The 17,283-nt window shown below is 43.0% G+C and carries 16 protein-coding genes; all 16 read right to left on the bottom strand.

Annotated elements, in window-relative coordinates:
* Window position 1: 1 nt before the first annotated feature.
* Window positions 2–466 carry a GNAT family N-acetyltransferase gene (locus tag OCF96_RS07730; RefSeq protein WP_261446855.1) on the bottom strand — a complete coding sequence of 155 codons (465 nt, stop codon included), beginning with the start codon at window positions 464–466 and terminating at the stop codon, window positions 2–4.
* 44 nt (window positions 467–510) lie between these two features.
* Entirely contained in the window at window positions 511–846 is a 336-nt protein-coding gene (locus OCF96_RS07735) for a formyltransferase family protein (protein ID WP_419991740.1), read from the bottom strand.
* Window positions 847–849: 3 nt separating this feature from the next.
* The gene (locus tag OCF96_RS07740) at window positions 850–1,359 is read right to left on the bottom strand and encodes a VanZ family protein (protein ID WP_261054451.1); all 510 of its coding nucleotides are present in this window, start codon (window positions 1,357–1,359) and stop codon (window positions 850–852) included.
* 83 nt (window positions 1,360–1,442) lie between these two features.
* Window positions 1,443–1,988, bottom strand: a complete 546-nt coding sequence (gene purN, locus OCF96_RS07745; protein WP_261446856.1) for a phosphoribosylglycinamide formyltransferase — start codon at window positions 1,986–1,988, stop codon at window positions 1,443–1,445.
* The gene (gene purM, locus OCF96_RS07750; protein ID WP_261446857.1) at window positions 1,985–3,007 is read right to left on the bottom strand and encodes a phosphoribosylformylglycinamidine cyclo-ligase; all 1,023 of its coding nucleotides are present in this window, start codon (window positions 3,005–3,007) and stop codon (window positions 1,985–1,987) included. The genes purN and purM overlap by 4 nt, the downstream gene beginning before the upstream one ends.
* 39 nt (window positions 3,008–3,046) lie before the next feature.
* Window positions 3,047–4,489 carry an amidophosphoribosyltransferase gene (purF, locus tag OCF96_RS07755; RefSeq protein WP_000220652.1) on the bottom strand — a complete coding sequence of 481 codons (1,443 nt, stop codon included), beginning with the start codon at window positions 4,487–4,489 and terminating at the stop codon, window positions 3,047–3,049.
* Window positions 4,490–4,582: 93 nt separating this feature from the next.
* Window positions 4,583–8,308 carry a phosphoribosylformylglycinamidine synthase gene (locus tag OCF96_RS07760; RefSeq protein ID WP_261446858.1) on the bottom strand — a complete coding sequence of 1,242 codons (3,726 nt, stop codon included), beginning with the start codon at window positions 8,306–8,308 and terminating at the stop codon, window positions 4,583–4,585.
* Between the two features lie 54 nt (window positions 8,309–8,362).
* Window positions 8,363–8,506, bottom strand: coding sequence for a phosphoribosylaminoimidazolesuccinocarboxamide synthase (locus OCF96_RS10215; RefSeq protein ID WP_078228447.1), 144 nt, complete (start codon window positions 8,504–8,506; stop codon window positions 8,363–8,365).
* Window position 8,507: 1 nt separating this feature from the next.
* A complete protein-coding gene (gene purC, locus OCF96_RS07765; protein WP_000043282.1) occupies window positions 8,508–9,215 on the bottom strand; it encodes a phosphoribosylaminoimidazolesuccinocarboxamide synthase in 708 nt (235 codons plus the stop codon).
* 169 nt (window positions 9,216–9,384) lie between these two features.
* The gene (comB, locus tag OCF96_RS07770; RefSeq protein WP_261446859.1) at window positions 9,385–10,734 is read right to left on the bottom strand and encodes a competence pheromone export protein ComB; all 1,350 of its coding nucleotides are present in this window, start codon (window positions 10,732–10,734) and stop codon (window positions 9,385–9,387) included.
* Between the two features lie 12 nt (window positions 10,735–10,746).
* Window positions 10,747–12,900, bottom strand: coding sequence for a peptide cleavage/export ABC transporter ComA (comA, locus tag OCF96_RS07775; protein WP_261446860.1), 2,154 nt, complete (start codon window positions 12,898–12,900; stop codon window positions 10,747–10,749).
* Between the two features lie 309 nt (window positions 12,901–13,209).
* The gene (locus OCF96_RS07780) at window positions 13,210–13,398 is read right to left on the bottom strand and encodes a hypothetical protein (protein ID WP_084927060.1); all 189 of its coding nucleotides are present in this window, start codon (window positions 13,396–13,398) and stop codon (window positions 13,210–13,212) included.
* A 229-nt stretch (window positions 13,399–13,627) separates the two neighbouring features.
* Window positions 13,628–13,864, bottom strand: coding sequence for an acyl carrier protein (locus tag OCF96_RS07785; RefSeq protein WP_020902253.1), 237 nt, complete (start codon window positions 13,862–13,864; stop codon window positions 13,628–13,630).
* A gap of 5 nt (window positions 13,865–13,869) precedes the next feature.
* Window positions 13,870–14,862, bottom strand: coding sequence for a phosphate acyltransferase PlsX (gene plsX / locus OCF96_RS07790; RefSeq protein WP_261446861.1), 993 nt, complete (start codon window positions 14,860–14,862; stop codon window positions 13,870–13,872).
* Window positions 14,859–15,629, bottom strand: coding sequence for a DNA repair protein RecO (gene recO / locus OCF96_RS07795; protein WP_261016108.1), 771 nt, complete (start codon window positions 15,627–15,629; stop codon window positions 14,859–14,861). Before recO ends, plsX begins: the two co-directional genes overlap by 4 nt.
* Window positions 15,626–16,795 carry a pyridoxal phosphate-dependent aminotransferase gene (locus OCF96_RS07800; RefSeq protein WP_000366342.1) on the bottom strand — a complete coding sequence of 390 codons (1,170 nt, stop codon included), beginning with the start codon at window positions 16,793–16,795 and terminating at the stop codon, window positions 15,626–15,628. The genes recO and OCF96_RS07800 overlap by 4 nt, the downstream gene beginning before the upstream one ends.
* Window positions 16,796–17,283 lie beyond the last annotated feature (488 nt).

A 17,283-nucleotide genomic window follows, 5' to 3' on the forward strand; every position in this document is an offset into this window, starting at 1 on the left:
TCTATTCCTCTTTCTTTAGGTCTAAGCGCATAGCGACTTCGTTATTTTCTTCTATAAATCCTGTTTCCTGAAAACCCAGACTAGTCAGTAGGTACTTCATTTTTTCATTTCCAACCACATAATCTGCAACAATATGACTGCAAGCTCTATCCATCTGAGCCTCTTTGATTAGAACTTCCAAGGCTTTTCGACCATAACCTCTTCCTTGGTACTGCTGACCAATCATTATCCGCCAGATAAAGTATTCCGCTTCATCCTCGTCTATTTCCAGCAGGAGAAAGCCAACCACTTGCTTATCCCAATAGATTGCCCTCGGAAACACATCTTCATTTTTACGGTAGAGCCATGCGTCAGCTAAAGAGCGTACATTTGGAGCCACGAAACGTGCTCGTTCATCAGCTTCAGATATTTTCAAATCCAACACTGCCTGAAAACTGCTCTCATCTACTAATTTCATCTCAATCATTTTTTCTCCTAGCAATATTGCACAATCAAAACTTGATTTACTTCTTACCTTCTCCCTACTCCCAAACTATCCAGCACCTCCGGATACAACTCGTACTCCGCTTCATGAATGCGAGCTTCAAAGCTTTCGACGGTATCATCAGCTAATCGTGGTACACGTACTTGTTTGATGACCTTTCCTGTATCCACACCTGAGTCCACCCAGTGCATGGTCACACCAGACTGATTCACCCCAGCATTATCAAGGGCAACCTTGGTCCCACCTGTCGAGATAATCTCCCAACCAAGTTTTTTAAGTTCTTGAGCAAATTCAACAATGCCCGCTTTGTCTGAGACGCTGATTAAGGCGCGTTTAGTCATTATATTATCCTTTTTAATCATTAGTTAAACACCAATTAAATGCAGTAACAGTAAAATAAGATAAGCAAAACCAAGGCTAAGAATACCTAAGATATTGACCCATTTTCTAGTTTGTGATTTGAACACTCTTATAAAAATTTGATAAATCAGTAAGCCTACACAAACACCTAGCGTATTTAAAGTCAAATCCGTTATATCTGTTATGCCTATTGCTAAAATATACTGTAAGCACTCAAACAATAAACTAATCAAGAAACCTGTCCCGACTATTCTTAAACTAGATAAATTAGTTTTTATCAGAGGGAAACAAACACCTAATGGAATAAAGGAAATCAGATTAAATAACATTTCAGCAAAAACAATTTTTCCATCTACTATTAGTGGTTCTGAAAATGGAATCCAATTGATGTACCTTGGAGCTAAGAAAAATGCTATAAATTCAGGATTGGTCTCAAACTTAAATAAGATTCCCCAAGTTAATAACATCAGATAGACATAAAATACATATCGAGTTGTTTTTTTAGATTCTAACATTACAATACCCTCCGTTTGAAGCCGTCTTCGACAATCACTGACTCCAATTTAAAATCAAAGATATCATATGAATCATCAAAAAGTCAATCTGTAAATAGAGCCTTCACTACTTCCGGATACAACTTGTACTCTGCCTCATGAATGCGAGCTTCAAAACTGTCAATGGTATCATCAGCTAGTCGTGGCACACGGACTTGTTGGATAATCTTCCCTGTATCCACACCTGAATCCACCCAATGAATGGTCACACCAGACTGGTTAACACCTGCATTCCAAGCATCCTCAATCCCATGAGCTCCTGGAAATTCTGGCAAATAAGCTGGGTGAATGTTGATAATCCGACCTTCATAAGCCGCCAATAAGGTTGGCCCAACGATTTTCATGTAGCCTGCTAGGCAAACTAAGTCAATCTGGTGTTCTTCCAAGAGTTCGACAAGGGCTGCTTCGTAGTCTGCCTTGCTCTCAAACTCCTTGAGTTCAAAAGCATAGGACAAAACACCGAGCTTGTCTGCCCGCTCGAGCACATAGGCGTCACGATGGTCTGAAAAGACAAACTCCACTGGAAATCGTTCCGCTATCACCTGAAAATTTGAGCCATTACCAGAGGCAAAAACCGCTATTTTTTTCATTTGATGATGACACTTTCGTTTTCTTTCTTGACGATACGACCAATTTCATAGACTGGTTCATCCAACAATTCCTTGACACAAATTACATTTTCAGGGCTAACTGCCAACATAAGTCCCACACCCATATTGAAAATTTCAAACATTTCTTTATGTTTGATTTCACCGTATTTCTCAAGAGCTTTGAAAATCGGTAAAACTGGAATCTTGTCTTCCTCAATCTCAGCAGCCAAGTCAGCTGCAAACATACGAGGGACATTTTCGATAAAGCCACCACCTGTGATGTGGGCAATGCCGTTGACCAACCCTTCCTTAATGAGGGGCAAAACAGCCTTGACATAGATACGAGTCGGCTCAAGAAGAACTTCCTTGAGTTTCTTGCCTTCCAATTCTGGCAGGACTTCATCACCTGTGTAATCCGTAAAGACACGACGGACGAGAGAGTAACCATTAGAATGAATCCCACTTGAAGCAAGCCCGAGAAGGACATCACCTTCAGCTACTTTTGAACCGTCTATGATTTGAGATTTTTCAGCCACACCGACCGCAAAACCAGCCAAATCATAGTCATCTTCGCCGTACATACCAGGCATTTCAGCTGTTTCCCCACCGATGAGGGCAGCGCCTGCCTGCACACAACCTTCTGCCACACCAGCAACCACTTGTTCTAGCTTAGCTGGTTCATTCTTCCCTGTCGCTACGTAGTCGAGAAAATAGAGGGGTTCCGCACCCGCAGCGATGATATCATTGACACACATGGCCACACAGTCCTGACCGATGGTATCGTGCTTGTCGTACTTGATAGCCAGCATGAGCTTGGTTCCGACACCATCAGTTCCTGAAATCAAGACGGGTTCTTTAACCCCAGTCTTTGAAAGGTCAAACATACCACCAAAGCCACCCAGAGCTCCCATGACACCTGCACGCTCCGTACGAGCCACGTGCTTTTTAATCCGTTCAACAACTTCATAACCCGCTTCAACATCCACGCCAGACTGGGCATAAGCATTTTTATTTGCCATTTTATTTTTCCTTTTCTTTAATGGAGAATCTTCAGTAACTCACTTGTAAAAACTGGTCTTTTCTTCTAAACTTCTACGATAGTCTTCTTCATAGTCGTAGAGAGGCGTTGGGTAATTACCATCAAAATAAGCGACACAGAGACCACCATTTGGTGCATCTGTTTCAATACCAATTGAATCAATCAACCCCTCAACAGAAAGATAAGTCAGACTGTCTGCTCCAATGATTTGACGAGTTTCTTCAACCGTATGATTGGCCGCAATCAGTTCTTGACGTGTCTGGATATCAATTCCATAGAAGCATGGATAAGCTAGCGCTGGACTGCCAATAGCAACGTGAACTTCAGTCGCACCCGCTTCTTTCAAGAGCTGAACGATACGACGAGAGGTCGTCCCACGTACAATAGAGTCATCAATCATAACCACACGCTTGCCTTTAACAACACCAGAAACAGCAGAGAGTTTCATCCGCACCCCTTGCTCCCGCAATTCTTGAGTCGGTTGGATAAAGGTACGTTGGGTGTATTGGTTCTTGATAAGTCCCATTTCGTTTGGCAGACCAGATTCTTCCGCAAATCCCATGGCTGCGCTAAGCGAGGAATTGGGCACACCGACCACAATATCCGCCTCATGCTTAAATTCACGGGCCAATTGGGCACCCATACGTTTACGAGCTGTATGAACATTGACTCCATGAATGTTAGAGTCTGGACGAGCGAAGTAAATATATTCCATAGAACAGATTGCTAACTGAGTATCGTCTGTATAGCTATCATACTGGATGCCCTTGTCATCAATGATCACAATCTCACCTGGCTTCAAATCACGAATCCATTCAGCACCAATAACCTCAAAAGCACAGGTTTCAGAGGAAACCACCACCGCTCCGTTGGCCATTTTCCCGATAGAAAGCGGACGGAAACCATTTGGGTCAAGAGCAGCAATCAACTTGTCCTCAAACAGCAGGATATAGGCAAAGCCACCTTTGACAAGGCTGAGCGCCTCCTTGATTTTGCCCATCAGACTAGGATTGTGACTGCGACGAATGAGGTGAGCCAAGATTTCAGAGTCCGAAGTCGCGCTGAAAATCGCGCCTCTTTGTTCCAACTCTTTCTTGAGAGAGGCTGCATTGGTCAGATTCCCATTATGAGCCAAGCCAAACTGCATATCGTGAAAACGGAAGAGGAAAGGCTGGATATTATCTACAGAAGCTTCACCAGCAGTCGCGTAACGCACATGCCCAATCGCACCAGTTCCTGTCAATTTATCTAAGTTAGCAGGATTTCTGAAGACTTCTGATAAAAGTCCCATGTCACGATGGCGCTTCAATTGTCCCTGATCATTGGAGAGGATTCCTGCCCCCTCCTGACCACGGTGCTGAAGACTGTGGAGCCCAAAATAGGTTAATTTAGCAGCATCTGGATGTCCCCAGATACCGAAAACACCACATTCTTCATTAAGAGATTTTACTTCGTATGTCATTTTATATACCTAATTTTTATTTGTGTAGCACCAAGAGCTAAATCTACATGACTTTTACATTACTGATACTATCTATTAGAAATTTTGCAAGTCTTATTTTCCAGTAAAGTATTTAACCGCTGACGCGAACAGGTGTTGATCTTTATTTCCTGGGATGTTTTGGAAAAGACCTTCCTCATAACGTTCTGAGTGTCCCATCTTACCGATGATTTGGCCGTTCTTGCTGGTAATTCCTTCAATGGCATGGACAGAACCATTCGGATTGTACTTAGAGTCCATGCTAGGTTTGCCTTCGAAGTCAACGTATTGGCTGAAAATTTGTCCATTGTCACGGAGCTCTGCAAATTCCTCAGCTGTCACGACAAACTTCCCTTCACCGTGTGAAACAGGAATGGCATGAATCTCACCAACTTCCACTCCAGCAAGCCATGGTGAGTTAGTATTGGCAATGCGAGTTTCCACCATCTTGGCCACGTGTTGGTTGGCATCATTGTAGAAGAGAGTTGGGCTAGTACTGCTGGCATCTTCAAAGTTTCCGTATGGAAGAAGACCTGATTTGACGAGGGCTTGGAATCCATTACAGATACCGATAATCAAGCCACCACGAGCAATAAAGCTATCAATGGCTGCACGCACTTTTTCATTGAGCAGGATATTGACAATAAACTTGGCTGAACCATCTGGTTCGTCCGCAGCTGAGAAGCCACCTGCAAAGAAGAGGATGTTAGCCTTTCCGATATTGTCAACCATGGTTTCAACCGACTTAACAATTGCTTCTTCATTCAAGGTCACGAATGGTACCAAGTTAACCTCTGCACCTTCTTTTTCAAAGGCCTTGGCTGAGTCATATTCTGAGTTAGTTCCTGGGAAGACTGGGATGTAAACCACCGGTTTTTCAACCTTTTCTTTAGCTTTGATGATTGCGTCGGAAACGACAGCTGGAACTTCTTCCAGTTCTTTCGCTTGAGCAAATTCTGTTGGGTAAACTTCTTCCAGTTTTCCTTGGAAGGCACTGTCAAGTTTGTTTCCATCTAGCTTCACACCGTTGACAAGGAGTGTAAAGTCTGCACTTGTTTGTCCAATCTTCTCTACTCCAGCAATTTCTTCAGGTGATGTGAAAACAAATCCGCCCAATTGAGCCGTTAAAGAACTTTCAAGTTCAGACAGGATTACCTCTGCACCGATATGATTTCCAAAAGTAGCAAGAGCCAAGCTTTCAAGCACACCACCATATTTGACAGCTGAAGCTGCCGTCACTTTGTGAGCCTTTTGAAGTGCTTCAAACCGAGCAAAATTTTTCTTAATCAAGTCAAAATCAATCTCTGCTGAGAGGGCCTGTCCTGGGATGTAGTAGATGTTTTCCCCAGTAGTTTTGAACTCAGGAGAAAGCACCTTACGGCTATCTGCTGTTGTCATACCAAAGGCAACCAAGGTTGGTGGCACCGTCAATTCTTCAAAGGTACCAGACATGGAGTCCTTACCACCGATAGATGGCAAGCCAAGTTGGATTTGTGCTTCGATAGAGCCTAGAAGAGCTGCTACTGGTTGACCAAAACGCTCTGCTTGTTTGTCCATACGCTCGAAGTACTCTTGGTAAGAGAAACGAGCCTTAGACCAGTTTGCACCAGCAGCCACCAAACGAGCAGTTGCTTCGATAACCGCATAAGCAGCACCGTGGTATGGAGACCATTCTGCTACATAAGGGTTGAAACCTTGGGCCATGATAGACGCAGTGTAAGTCACACCGTGCTGAACTGGCAATTTCTGCACAGAAGCCTCAGTTGGTGTAAGTTGGTAGCGACCACCAAGTGGGTGATTAACTGTAGAACGACCGACCGAGCAGTCAAAGATGGTCTGCAAACCTTTTTGACTCGCATGGTTGAGGTCAGATAGAACCGTAAGAGTATCTGCTTCAAGTGTGTTAGCAGATGTTTGACGTTCTTCTGGAAGATTGACATCCTTGTCCACAACCTTAGCATCGACGACCACACGCACACCATTGGTATCAAGGAAACGACGTTCCAAGTCGACAATTGTTTCACCATTCCAGTGCATGACTAGATTTGGTTTTTCCGTCACTGTCGCAACCACAACAGCATCAATATTCTCTTTGTTACATTCTACAACGAAGGCATCTACGTCTTCTGGACAAACCACGACCGCCATACGTTCTTGTGATTCAGAGATGGCAATTTCTGTACCATTCAAGCCTTGGTATTTAAGAGGAACCTTGTTGAGGTCGATTTCAAGACCGTCTGCCAATTCACCGATAGCCACACAGACTCCACCAGCACCAAAGTCATTTGATTTTTTGATAAGACGGGTCACATCACTATTACGGAAAAGTCGTTGAATCTTGCGTTCTTCGATAGCATTCCCTTTTTGAACTTCAGCTCCAGCAGTTTCCACGGACTCAACTGTTTGAACCTTAGAAGAACCTGTCGCACCACCGACACCATCACGTCCAGTCTTACCTCCAAGGAGGATAATGACATCACCTGCTTCCGTTTTTTCTCGGACGACATTGCCCTTGGGAGCAGCACCTACAACTGCACCTAGCTCCATACGTTTAGCCACAAAGCCTGGATGAAAATACTCACGAACATAAGTTGTTGCCAGACCAATCTGGTTACCATATGAAGAATAACCATGAGCCGCTGTTTTAGAAATGACTTGTTGTGGCAATTTACCAGCACGAGTTTCAGCAATCGGTGTTGTAATATCACCAGCACCTGAGATACGCATGGCTTGGTAAACGTATGAACGACCTGACAACGGATCACGAATGGCCCCACCGATACAGGTAGCAGCCCCACCAAATGGCTCAATTTCTGTTGGATGGTTGTGGGTTTCGTTTTTGAACATGAGGAGCCATGGCTCTTTGACCCCATCAACATCCACTTCGATTTCGACTGAGCAAGCATTGATTTCGTCTGACACTTCCATGTCGTCCAAACGTCCATTGGCACGCTCATAACGACCGAAAATAGTCGCCATATCCATCAAGGTTTGTGGTTTTTCAGAGCGACCCAGTTCCTCACGCATGGCAATATACTTGTCATAGGTTGCCTGCAATTGTTTTTGGAATTTAGAAGCTGAGAAATCAATGTGTTTCAACTCTGTCTCAAAAGTCGTATGACGGCAGTGGTCAGACCAGTAAGTATCCAAAACCTTGAGTTCCGTCTCAGTTGGCACGCGCCCGATTGACTTGAAATAGTCTTGGATAAAGAGCAAATCATCCACTTCCATTGCCATGCCCTGCTCGGTCTTGTAGAGGGCAAAGTCTTCTGCTGTATAGCTTTCAAAGAAAGTCAATTTAGGAATGGTCTTGTCTGACTCAGAAAATTCCTGCTTGGCAATCCCTGTCGTGATGTCCTTGAAACGAGAATCAACTGGGTTGAGCAGATAGTTCTTGACCGCCTCTAACTCCGTCGCATCAATATCTTTATTGACCAAATAAAGTTGAGCAGTATTAACCGTTACATCACTCGAACTTCCTAGTAAAAGCAAGGCTTCCTGTGAAGATGCTGCACGCTGGTCAAATTGACCTGGCAGGCTTTCAATGGCAAAGAAAGCATAGTTAGCAAGATCCGCCTGTACAGCAGCTTCATCCAAGACATGGTCTGTCACCTGCTCAGAGAAGATGTGTTTCTCTGCAGGTGCAAACAGGTCCTCTGCCAAGTCAAATACATCATACACTTGCACGATGCGAATACTTTTCAAGCTTGAAAGTCCCAAGTTGTGCTGGAGTTCTCTCACCAAACTCTCTGACTTGACCTGAAAATCAGCCTTTTTTTCAACAAAAATACGTTTATCCATCAATCCTTATTCCTTTATTTCAGCTTTTACAATGTTCCAACGACCTTGAGGTTGTTATTTCAAACCCTGCAACTTTTCCCAGACAATCTCGTAAACATCTGTTAGTTCTCCCAATCCCCTACGGAGTGAAAAGGTCTGGGGGACCTTTTCAGCCTGAGTCCTTTTAGTTGAGAGACGAAGGTTTTCCGTTGCAAACAGATTATTTCAAACCTTGCAGCTTCTCCCAAACAACTTCATAAACATCGGTTAATTCACCTAGTCCCCTACGGAAAACATCCTTATCCATGTGGTTGCCATCTGCATCCCACAAACGGCAATTATCTGGTGAAAATTCATCTGCCAAGATAATCTTGCCATCCTTGTCAAAACCGAACTCTAGCTTAAAGTCAATCAACTTAAGCCCAATCTCAGCAAACCAGCCTTTCAAAAGTTCATTGATACGACGCGTTTCTTCCTTCAAGTAGGCAATCTGCTGGTCATCCGCAATCTGTAGGAATTTCACATGCTCATCATTGATGAATGGATCATCCAAATCATCATTTTTGTAGTAAAATTCGACAATCGGAGTCTCAAATGCGATTCCTTCGTCTACACCAAAACGTTTTGAAAAGGAACCAGCCGTGTAGTTGCGAAGCACAACCTCGAGAGGAATAATCTCAACCTTTTTATTGAGTTGTTCTGTATCTGAAAGTTTCTCCACAAAGTGAGTCGCCACACCAGCCGCATTTAATTTCTCAAAAATAAAAGATGAAATCTGATTATTCAACACTCCTTTGCCCGCAATCTGCTCCTTCTTAACACCATTGAAAGCAGTCGCCTGGTCCTTGTAAGTTGAAATAATAAGATTTTCATCCTCAGTTGTATAGATATCTTTAGCTTTTCCCGAATAGATCAATTGTTTTGACATTTTAAAGTTCGCCTTTCGTATTACTTGAGCACATTTTACCACAAAAAACCTAAAATTACAAGAATTTAACCGAATAAATAACGTATTAACTTCAAAAATCATAAAGAAAAAACTGCAAGAAAAATCTTTCTCACAGTTTAAAAATTATTTAACTCTAAAAACACGAACATTACTCTTTGTTCAAAAATTGATCCAAATAATAACGTAGGTAACTTTTCCTGCCCGTAATCATCTGCAGGCGACCTTCCACCCCATATCGAAGTTTTGCAGCCTGCTTAGAAGTTAGATTAGTCTCCGCCTCGATTTTAAAGAAATTCCCAGTTTCAGTCTTAGTAGCTGTCGCATCAATACTTGTAATAGTAGAATCTAGGAAAAGTTGATTCTTAGCATCATGAGTCGTAGTATAGCGAACAGAATCACCGACCTTGATCCTTGCTACATCTTTTGAACTTAGATAAGCTGTGAGTTTGACTTTCCCTTCTTTTTCCAAGGACGGATAGAGTTGGGCTAGTAAGGCGCCTTCTGCTACCATGGTAGAATCACTGGTCTCAGGATTAAGATGAAGCACCCCATCCTCACTCGCCGTAATTTTCCCCTTGTCTAAAAGATTTCCCTGTACCTTCCTACCCGATTCTGCCTCCAAAATTTTCTGGTCTAGAAGGGTCAATTCCTGACCAACCTTAGCCAAGTGTTGTGATTTGAGAGACTCCAATTGACTGCTTAAACCTGACGCATAGGCTTGCTGGGTACCTGAACCTGCATACTGGACACGGTAAGTAGCAAGACTAGATTCTAACTGAGAAAGCTGTGCTTCTAGCTGCACAACTGCTTGTGCCTTAGATTGCGGATTTTCCTCGCCCTGAGACTTGTAGGACTGGTAGAGAGAGTAGGCTAGATTCTGACTGGCCAAGGAAGCACCTGTTTCAATAGCTGACTTAGCTGTCTGGTAATCGCGAATTTTAGCCTCTGTTTGGCTGATGAGATTGCCGATTTCGTCTTGGGTTTGGCTAGCTGCTGCATTCTGGGACGCGATGGTCTCATTTTGTTGCGATGTACTAGCCCTAAGACTAGCCGCTTGGCTGAGGTAGTCACGAAAGGTGGCTTGGTAGCCAAATTTATCCTCCTCTGGAAAGTGGTTCTCCCCTTCTTGCAGACTCTTTTGCAAATACTCCAATTGCTTTTTTTGATCCTTAAGCATGTCCAACTGACTAGCATAGGCCTCCGCTTGGACACCCTCTGCCCCTTCTTGATATTGAACCAACAGTTCTCCCTTTTTAACCAGCTTATTTTCTTCCAAATGATTGACAAGAATCCGATTATTGCTAGTTGACTGGATATTTGCAAGGATTCGACTAGGCTCAACAGTAGCTCTAGTAGACAAACTCATCTCCTTCTCTGCCAAAGTTGCAAAGCCAAGTAAAAACACGAGCAGAAGGAACATGGGGACAATCACCCGACTGGAAAAATTATGGTAACGACGATTATAAAACTCCGCACTTTCTAAAAATTCTGGTTTCATCCTCTCCTCTTTCTAGCTATTGACCAAATGGGCGTAAAAACCACCCTGTGCAAGCAAATCAGCATGATTTCCTTCTTCAACAATCTTGCCCTGATCCAAGACAACAACCTTCTCTGTCCGCTCAGCAATGGTCAAGCGGTGAGCGATGAAAATCAAGGTCTTATCTAAAGCCATAAGATTATCGACAATTCGCTTCTCTGTCAGAATATCCAAACTGCTGGTCGCCTCATCCAAGATCAAGACCGGCGCATCTGTCAAGAGAGCACGTGCCAGAGCAATTCTCTGACGTTGACCACCTGAGATCCCTGCCCCATCCGAAGTCAATTCTGTCTGGTAATTCAGTGGCATGCGCTCAATGTCCTCCCGAATCTCTGCCAATTCGACCGCCCGTAAGATATCTTCCTGTGTCGTCCCCTCCTTGGCTCCCAAAAGAAGATTGTCCAAAATCGTTCCGTTAAAGACATAGGGCTGTTGAGGCAGATAGTTGATATACTGGCGCAAGGCCTTTTTATCAATCTGATTGAGATTGACACCACCCAGACTAATCTCCCCTTGACTTGGGTCGTAAAAATTAACCATCATCTTGGCCAAGGTCGTCTTACCTGACCCTGAAATCCCCACAAAAGCCACCTTAGAACCTTGGGGAATGGTCAAATTGATATCCAACAAGACGTCTCGACCATAGCCATACTTGTAAGAAACCTGCTTGAAGGTCATATCTCCCTTCATCAAGCTCAAATCCTCAACCGTTTTCTTCTCCTCAAACTCCGAAGCTACCAGATATACTTCATTTAGACGGTTATTGGCAACCTGTGCTGTCTGAAGCTTGGTTTGCAGATTGATGATATTTTCCAAAGGATTTGTAAAGTAAACCAGCAAGGTATTATAGGTAATCAACTGCCCCAAACTCATCTTGCCATCCATGACCAGAACAGCTCCCATCCAGAGAATGCCGACATTGAGTAAGAGATGGGCAACTTTTTTCAGAGCCTTTTGCTGACTCTCTGCCCGACTATAGGTAAAGGATTTTTTCAGATAATCCACAAATTCCTTGTCAATCTTTTGGTAACGCTGACTTTCACTGGTCAAAGACTTGATAGTCTCAATACCGTTGATGTCCTCAATGATAGAAGAAGACAGAACCGCATTGGTTTCCATGGTATCCCGATTCATCTTTTCAAACGGCTTCATAAAGGCAAAGATAATCACTGTATAGATAGGAAGTGCCAATAAGGTTATGAAAAAGAGATTGGTATTTTGTGAAAATAAAACAAGGGAAATAATGACAACCGTTGACACATCTAGGAAAATCGAAAGAATGGTCGAAGCCAGCGCATCAATGATACTATTAGCATCTGTAAAACGAGACACGATCTCCCCTGTCCTGCGTGTCGCAAAGAAGGACATAGGCAGGTGAAAAACATGCTTGATATAGGACAAAATCACATCAATCGACAAGCGTTGCCCCAAAACAAGTAAGAGATACTCCTGAGCGTAAGACAAGATCTGCTGGAGGATATAGACGATAACCAACCCAATAGAAATAATCCCCAGTGTCGAACGCATCTGATCTGGCACATAGGTATCAATGATAGACTGCAGATAATAAGAACCCACAATATTAATCAAGGTTACCAAGAGTGTTGCCAAAACGATATTGGCAATCAAGCCACGCTGCTTCACTAATATAGGGATAAAAGAGAGCAGACCATTCTTTTGATCCTTATGAGGCTTGTAGTCTGGACTAGGTGCCATAAAAAGAGTCACTCCTGTCCATTCTTCCGCAAAACGCTCACGTGGCAGTTTGGTCAATTTCACCCCAGGATCTGGATCGGCAATATGAATGCTATCCTTGTCCTGCCCAGTCACCACATAGTAGTGGAGCAATTTCCCTTCCTTAAGCACATGAGCAACAAAAGGAAAAGTCAAATCTGGCAAGTCAAAAAGCGTCATATCCGCCTTAATTGCTCGCGTCTCAAAACCAATCTCCTCTGCCACCTTGACCAAGCCCAAAGCCGTCGTCCCATCCATGGTCGTCTTGGCCAATTCTCGTAAGTGTGCCAAAGAATAATAACTACCATAGTAACCAAAAACCATGGCTAATGAAGCTACACCGCAGTCCATCTGATCCACTTGCGGACGATAGTGACGTTTCCCAAATTTCATATTCATCTCCTTTTTCCTAATACTCAATGAAAATCAAAGAGCAAACTAGAAAACTAGCCGCAGGCTGCTCAAAACACTGTTTTGAGGTTGTATATAAGACTGACGAAGTCAATCACATATATACGGCAAGGCGACGTTGACGTGGTTTGAATTTGATTTTCGAAGAGTATAAACTCATCTGATAACAACTATCTTACCCCAATCCCCAAACAAAAACTGGACTTCCTTCCCAAATGCGCCTATCTACCTCCCAAATGCACTTTTTGGATAAAAAATAGGCAGAACAAACGTCATGCCTAAAATATATATTTATTTCTTTTTCTTCCTAATTCTTTTGTCAATCATGTACAAAACGATAATCGAAAACAGCGGTGGTACAATATAACTCTTTTCACTCATTGTCAGCTGAAATCCCAGAGTTGCTAGTATCTTAAAGATGAAAATATTCATCAAAAATAGAAAAACAAATACTAAAAAATATTTTAAAACCTTCTTCATTCCTTTTCTTCAACTTTCCTAATTTCTATACCCATTCTATCACGTTTTATCAAAAAATACATGTAAAACTCCAAATAAACACCTCAACTACACTTTTGGGATAAAAAATAGGCAGAACAAATGTCATGCCTAAAATATATATTTAAAAAGATTAAAATGTAAATAATTGTCAAATAGAATGTTGATTTACATTCTTAGCAATATGCAACTCTTCTTATCTTGCTTCTTACTATTCTTTACTTTTGACGACTTCTACAACATCTCCTACACTTTGCAGTTGGTCAATTTCCTCATCACTGATTTCGATGCTAAATTCATCTTCCAGTGTCAAGATAAACTCCATCAAGTCAACTGAGTCAGCATCCAAGTCGTCTTTCAGACTCAAGGATTCTGTCACGACAAAGTCCTCTCCCTGTCGCTCTTGGATAATGGTCACAATACGGTCAAAAATTTCTTTTTCTGTCATCTCTTTTATTCTCCTGAAAATTCACGCGCAGTCTGGGCAACTACGTCTGTTTCTAGCATGGTACGAATCTGGCGAATCGTACTATAGACAGCCTTGGCATCGCTTGAGCCATGAGTCTTGACAACCGGTGCCTTGACACCAAACAAGACCGCTCCACCAACATCTGAATAGTTGAGCTGTTTTTTCAAACCTTTAAGGCTATCCTTGAGAAGAAGAGCACCTAGTTTCGCTCGAAAACCTCCACCTGTAATAGCTGTCTTGAGCAAGCCCATGATTCCCATGGCTGTCCCTTCAATAGATTTGAGCACAGCGTTTCCCGTGAAACCATCTGCCACAACAACATCCGCAACGCCATTCATCAAATCCCGCGCTTCCACGTTTCCGATAAAGTTCAAACTTTCATCAGCCGCCAGTAATTCATAAGTTTCCTTACGAAGCGGGTCTCCCTTACTACTCTCTGTTCCATTATTGAGCAAGCCAACACGTGGTTGCGCAATGCCACGGACATTTTTGGCATAGAAGGAACCGAGGACAGCGTATTGATGGAGGTGATGTGCTGTATTTTCCGCATTGGCACCGAGGTCCAGCATGTCAAACCCCTTCCCATCTACAGTCGGCAAAGTCGACATAAGCCCAGGACGATCGATGTTCTTGATACGACCCACGATGAAAAATCCTGCTGCTAGTAAAGCACCTGTATTCCCAGCTGAGAGAACAGCGTCTGCTTCTCCCTCTTTGACAGCCTTGGCCGCCAAGACCATACTGGCATTTTTCTTCTTCCGAATAGCTCTCGTAGGTTCATCGTCTGAATCAATCTTCTCATCCGTATGGATAATGCTGACGCGCTCTGTCGCTGTCAGATATTGCTTGATTTTAGCTTCATCTCCGTAGAGTTGAACCTCGATATCTGAAAAGTCAGCTAGGGCTTGATTGACACCCTCAACGATGGCCTGAGGTGCGTAATCGCCTCCCATGGCATCTACTGCGATTTTTTTCATTTCTTTTCCTCTTTTAGTAATTGTCCCCAGTCTGCTAGGGAATCAATAAATTTCTTTGATTTTAGGTGAATCCCAACGTACTCTTCATAGAGTTGATCCATAAATTGGCGTAGCTCTTGCTTGATTTCAGGCTTGAGCGAAATGGTCTCCAAAGTCTCAAAATCAATGGCTTGAAATTGATTGAGCAGATAAGGGATATTGGGATTGAGATGGCAACGTCTCTCATCCTCATGATAATGTTCTGGACAGAGGCAGGCGCCATATTTGAAAGAAAAGTCAAAAGCCTGACCAACCCGATGGCAAAAGACACACTCATTAAAATTGAGGCTGATCCCAAATCGAGTCAAGATTTGAATTTCAAAAATATTGGTCAAAACCTGATAATCCAAGTCAGCTTCCATCAACTCCAAAGTCTTTTGCAAAAAAGCAAACAAGGGAGCATCCTGCTGATTGTCCTGCAAACTAGCATCTGCAAGAGCCGCTACATAGGTCGCATAGGCCATGACAAAGAGGTCACTATTAATCTTGGGAAAGGTCATCACCTCATGATAGTCCTCGATGTAACTAAGCCCATCATCATTAATTCGCAAGAGAAATCGTGCCAGCACTAAGGGCTGAATAACAGGTGCCAGCTTAGACTGGCCAGCATGTTTGACGAAAAACATCCGCTTGCCAGCCTGTTCTGTAAAAATCTTGACTAGCTTGTCATCCTCACGAAAGTTACGATTGTAGAGCACCAAGCCTTGACTCGTGATAGACTGAATCATGCTTCTCTCATATACTCCTCAAGTCGTTTCATGGCTTCTTTGATAGTCTCCATACTCGCTGCATAAGACAGACGCACATAGCCTTCTCCGTAACGCCCAAAGGCAGCACCAGGGATAAAGGCAACGGCCTTCTTCTGAGCAAAATCCTTTAGAAAGGCAAAGGAGTCTTGATTGTAGCCCGCTGGAATCTTAGCAAAGATATAGAAGGCACCGTCTGGTTTAATAATCTCAAAACCAAGAGCAGTCATTTTCTCGATAATATAGTCCCGACGCTGGATGTATTCCTTTTTCATAGGCTCCGCATCATTTTTACCAGCCGTCAAGGCCTCCACCGCAGCATGTTGAGCCATAGTATTTGCAGCAGTCACCAAGTACTGGTGACTCTTAATTAACTGGGCTGTGAAGGCCGCAGGAGCGAAAATCAGCCCCAAACGCCAACCTGTCATAGCATGCGATTTAGACAAACCATTGATAATGATAGCCTGGTCTCTCAACATAGTTCCTAGAGACACATGGGCTTCCCCTGTATAGGTCAATTCTGAGTAAACCTCATCACAGACAACGAAAATCTCATACTTGCGTAAAACAGCTGCTAAGGCTTCCAACTGCTCCCGACTATAGGTAATTCCTGTCGGGTTGGCTGGATAGTTGAGAATAACCGCCTTGAGCTTGTCACCTTGCTCCAAAATAGCCTTCTCCAACATCTCAGGAGTCAAGACAAACCCATTTTCAGTCGTGTCAATCTCGACAATCTCTGCCCCAACTAGATTAACAATCGGTTCATAACCTGGATAGGCAGGAGCTGGCAAGAGCACCTTGTCTCCCTCTTCTAAAATAGCTGTCAAAGTAGCAGATAAAGCCTCTGTCGCCCCAATTGTAACCAAGATTTCATTTTCAGGAGCATAGTCCAGTTGGTACTTTTCCTTAACAAAATCACTAGCTGCCTGACGTAAGGTCAGCAGACCACTCATCCCTGTATAGTAGGATTGGTTCTGGTCAATCGCCCGCTTGGCCGCCTCCTTGACATGGTCTGGCGTTGTAAAATCAGGTTCCCCCAAGGTCAAACGCAAGACCCCAGGAATCTCCGAAATAGCCTGGTCAAACTGACGAATCAACGAAACTTGAATCTTATCTAACTGTTTATTAAAGCGCTTAGTTAAGTCCATAGATACCTCCTACTTTCAAAACGTATCTCTATTATACTACAAAAGCCCCCCGACCGCAAAAATACATGATAGAATAACGCTAGCATAACAAATTGAAGTGTGCTAATTTAAATCCATTACAACACTATGTTTTTAGAATACTCAATGAAAATCTCATGAGACTAGGAATCGAGGTGAAAGCATAACTAAAGTTAGGTAAGCCGAAGATGACAACGTATCATGAGATTTTCGACGAGTATTGAGGTTTTGATAATCTTCGTTACAACTATTCTAGCACCGTTACTGATTACTATTATCGGTGATGTCATTTCTGAGTGGATAGTCAGAAAGTGGTTAGATAAGCGCGACAAAAAAATATAACCTGAGTTTAGTTCTAATGTAACTGGACAAAAAGAAATACCAGAGGTGGAGGAGGCCACTGAAAAAATAGGTCTCTTACTTTTAATGAAATGAAAACCGAGGAATCTCTCGTTAATTTGAGCGAGTTC

It is taken from the genome of Streptococcus mitis (assembly GCF_946190065.1).
In the GTDB taxonomy this organism is placed as follows: Bacteria; Bacillota; Bacilli; order Lactobacillales; family Streptococcaceae; genus Streptococcus; species Streptococcus mitis_DE.

What these genes read in the sequence shown, in the direction of transcription:
- comB (WP_261446859.1), bottom strand. Translation starts at nt 10,734, where the DNA reads ATGAAACCAGAATTTTTAGAAAGTGCGGAGTTTTATAATCGTCGTTAC.
- recO (WP_261016108.1), bottom strand. Translation starts at nt 15,629, where the DNA reads ATGATTCAGTCTATCACGAGTCAAGGCTTGGTGCTCTACAATCGTAAC.
- OCF96_RS07780 (WP_084927060.1), bottom strand. Translation starts at nt 13,398, where the DNA reads ATGAAGAAGGTTTTAAAATATTTTTTAGTATTTGTTTTTCTATTTTTG.
- plsX (WP_261446861.1), bottom strand. Translation starts at nt 14,862, where the DNA reads ATGAAAAAAATCGCAGTAGATGCCATGGGAGGCGATTACGCACCTCAG.
- purC (WP_000043282.1), bottom strand. Translation starts at nt 9,215, where the DNA reads ATGTCAAAACAATTGATCTATTCGGGAAAAGCTAAAGATATCTATACA.
- OCF96_RS07735 (WP_419991740.1), bottom strand. Translation starts at nt 846, where the DNA reads ATGATTAAAAAGGATAATATAATGACTAAACGCGCCTTAATCAGCGTC.
- OCF96_RS07785 (WP_020902253.1), bottom strand. Translation starts at nt 13,864, where the DNA reads ATGACAGAAAAAGAAATTTTTGACCGTATTGTGACCATTATCCAAGAG.
- purN (WP_261446856.1), bottom strand. Translation starts at nt 1,988, where the DNA reads ATGAAAAAAATAGCGGTTTTTGCCTCTGGTAATGGCTCAAATTTTCAG.
- OCF96_RS07800 (WP_000366342.1), bottom strand. Translation starts at nt 16,795, where the DNA reads ATGGACTTAACTAAGCGCTTTAATAAACAGTTAGATAAGATTCAAGTT.
- purM (WP_261446857.1), bottom strand. Translation starts at nt 3,007, where the DNA reads ATGGCAAATAAAAATGCTTATGCCCAGTCTGGCGTGGATGTTGAAGCG.
- comA (WP_261446860.1), bottom strand. Translation starts at nt 12,900, where the DNA reads ATGAAATTTGGGAAACGTCACTATCGTCCGCAAGTGGATCAGATGGAC.
- OCF96_RS07760 (WP_261446858.1), bottom strand. Translation starts at nt 8,308, where the DNA reads ATGGATAAACGTATTTTTGTTGAAAAAAAGGCTGATTTTCAGGTCAAG.
- OCF96_RS07730 (WP_261446855.1), bottom strand. Translation starts at nt 466, where the DNA reads ATGATTGAGATGAAATTAGTAGATGAGAGCAGTTTTCAGGCAGTGTTG.
- OCF96_RS07740 (WP_261054451.1), bottom strand. Translation starts at nt 1,359, where the DNA reads ATGTTAGAATCTAAAAAAACAACTCGATATGTATTTTATGTCTATCTG.
- purF (WP_000220652.1), bottom strand. Translation starts at nt 4,489, where the DNA reads ATGACATACGAAGTAAAATCTCTTAATGAAGAATGTGGTGTTTTCGGT.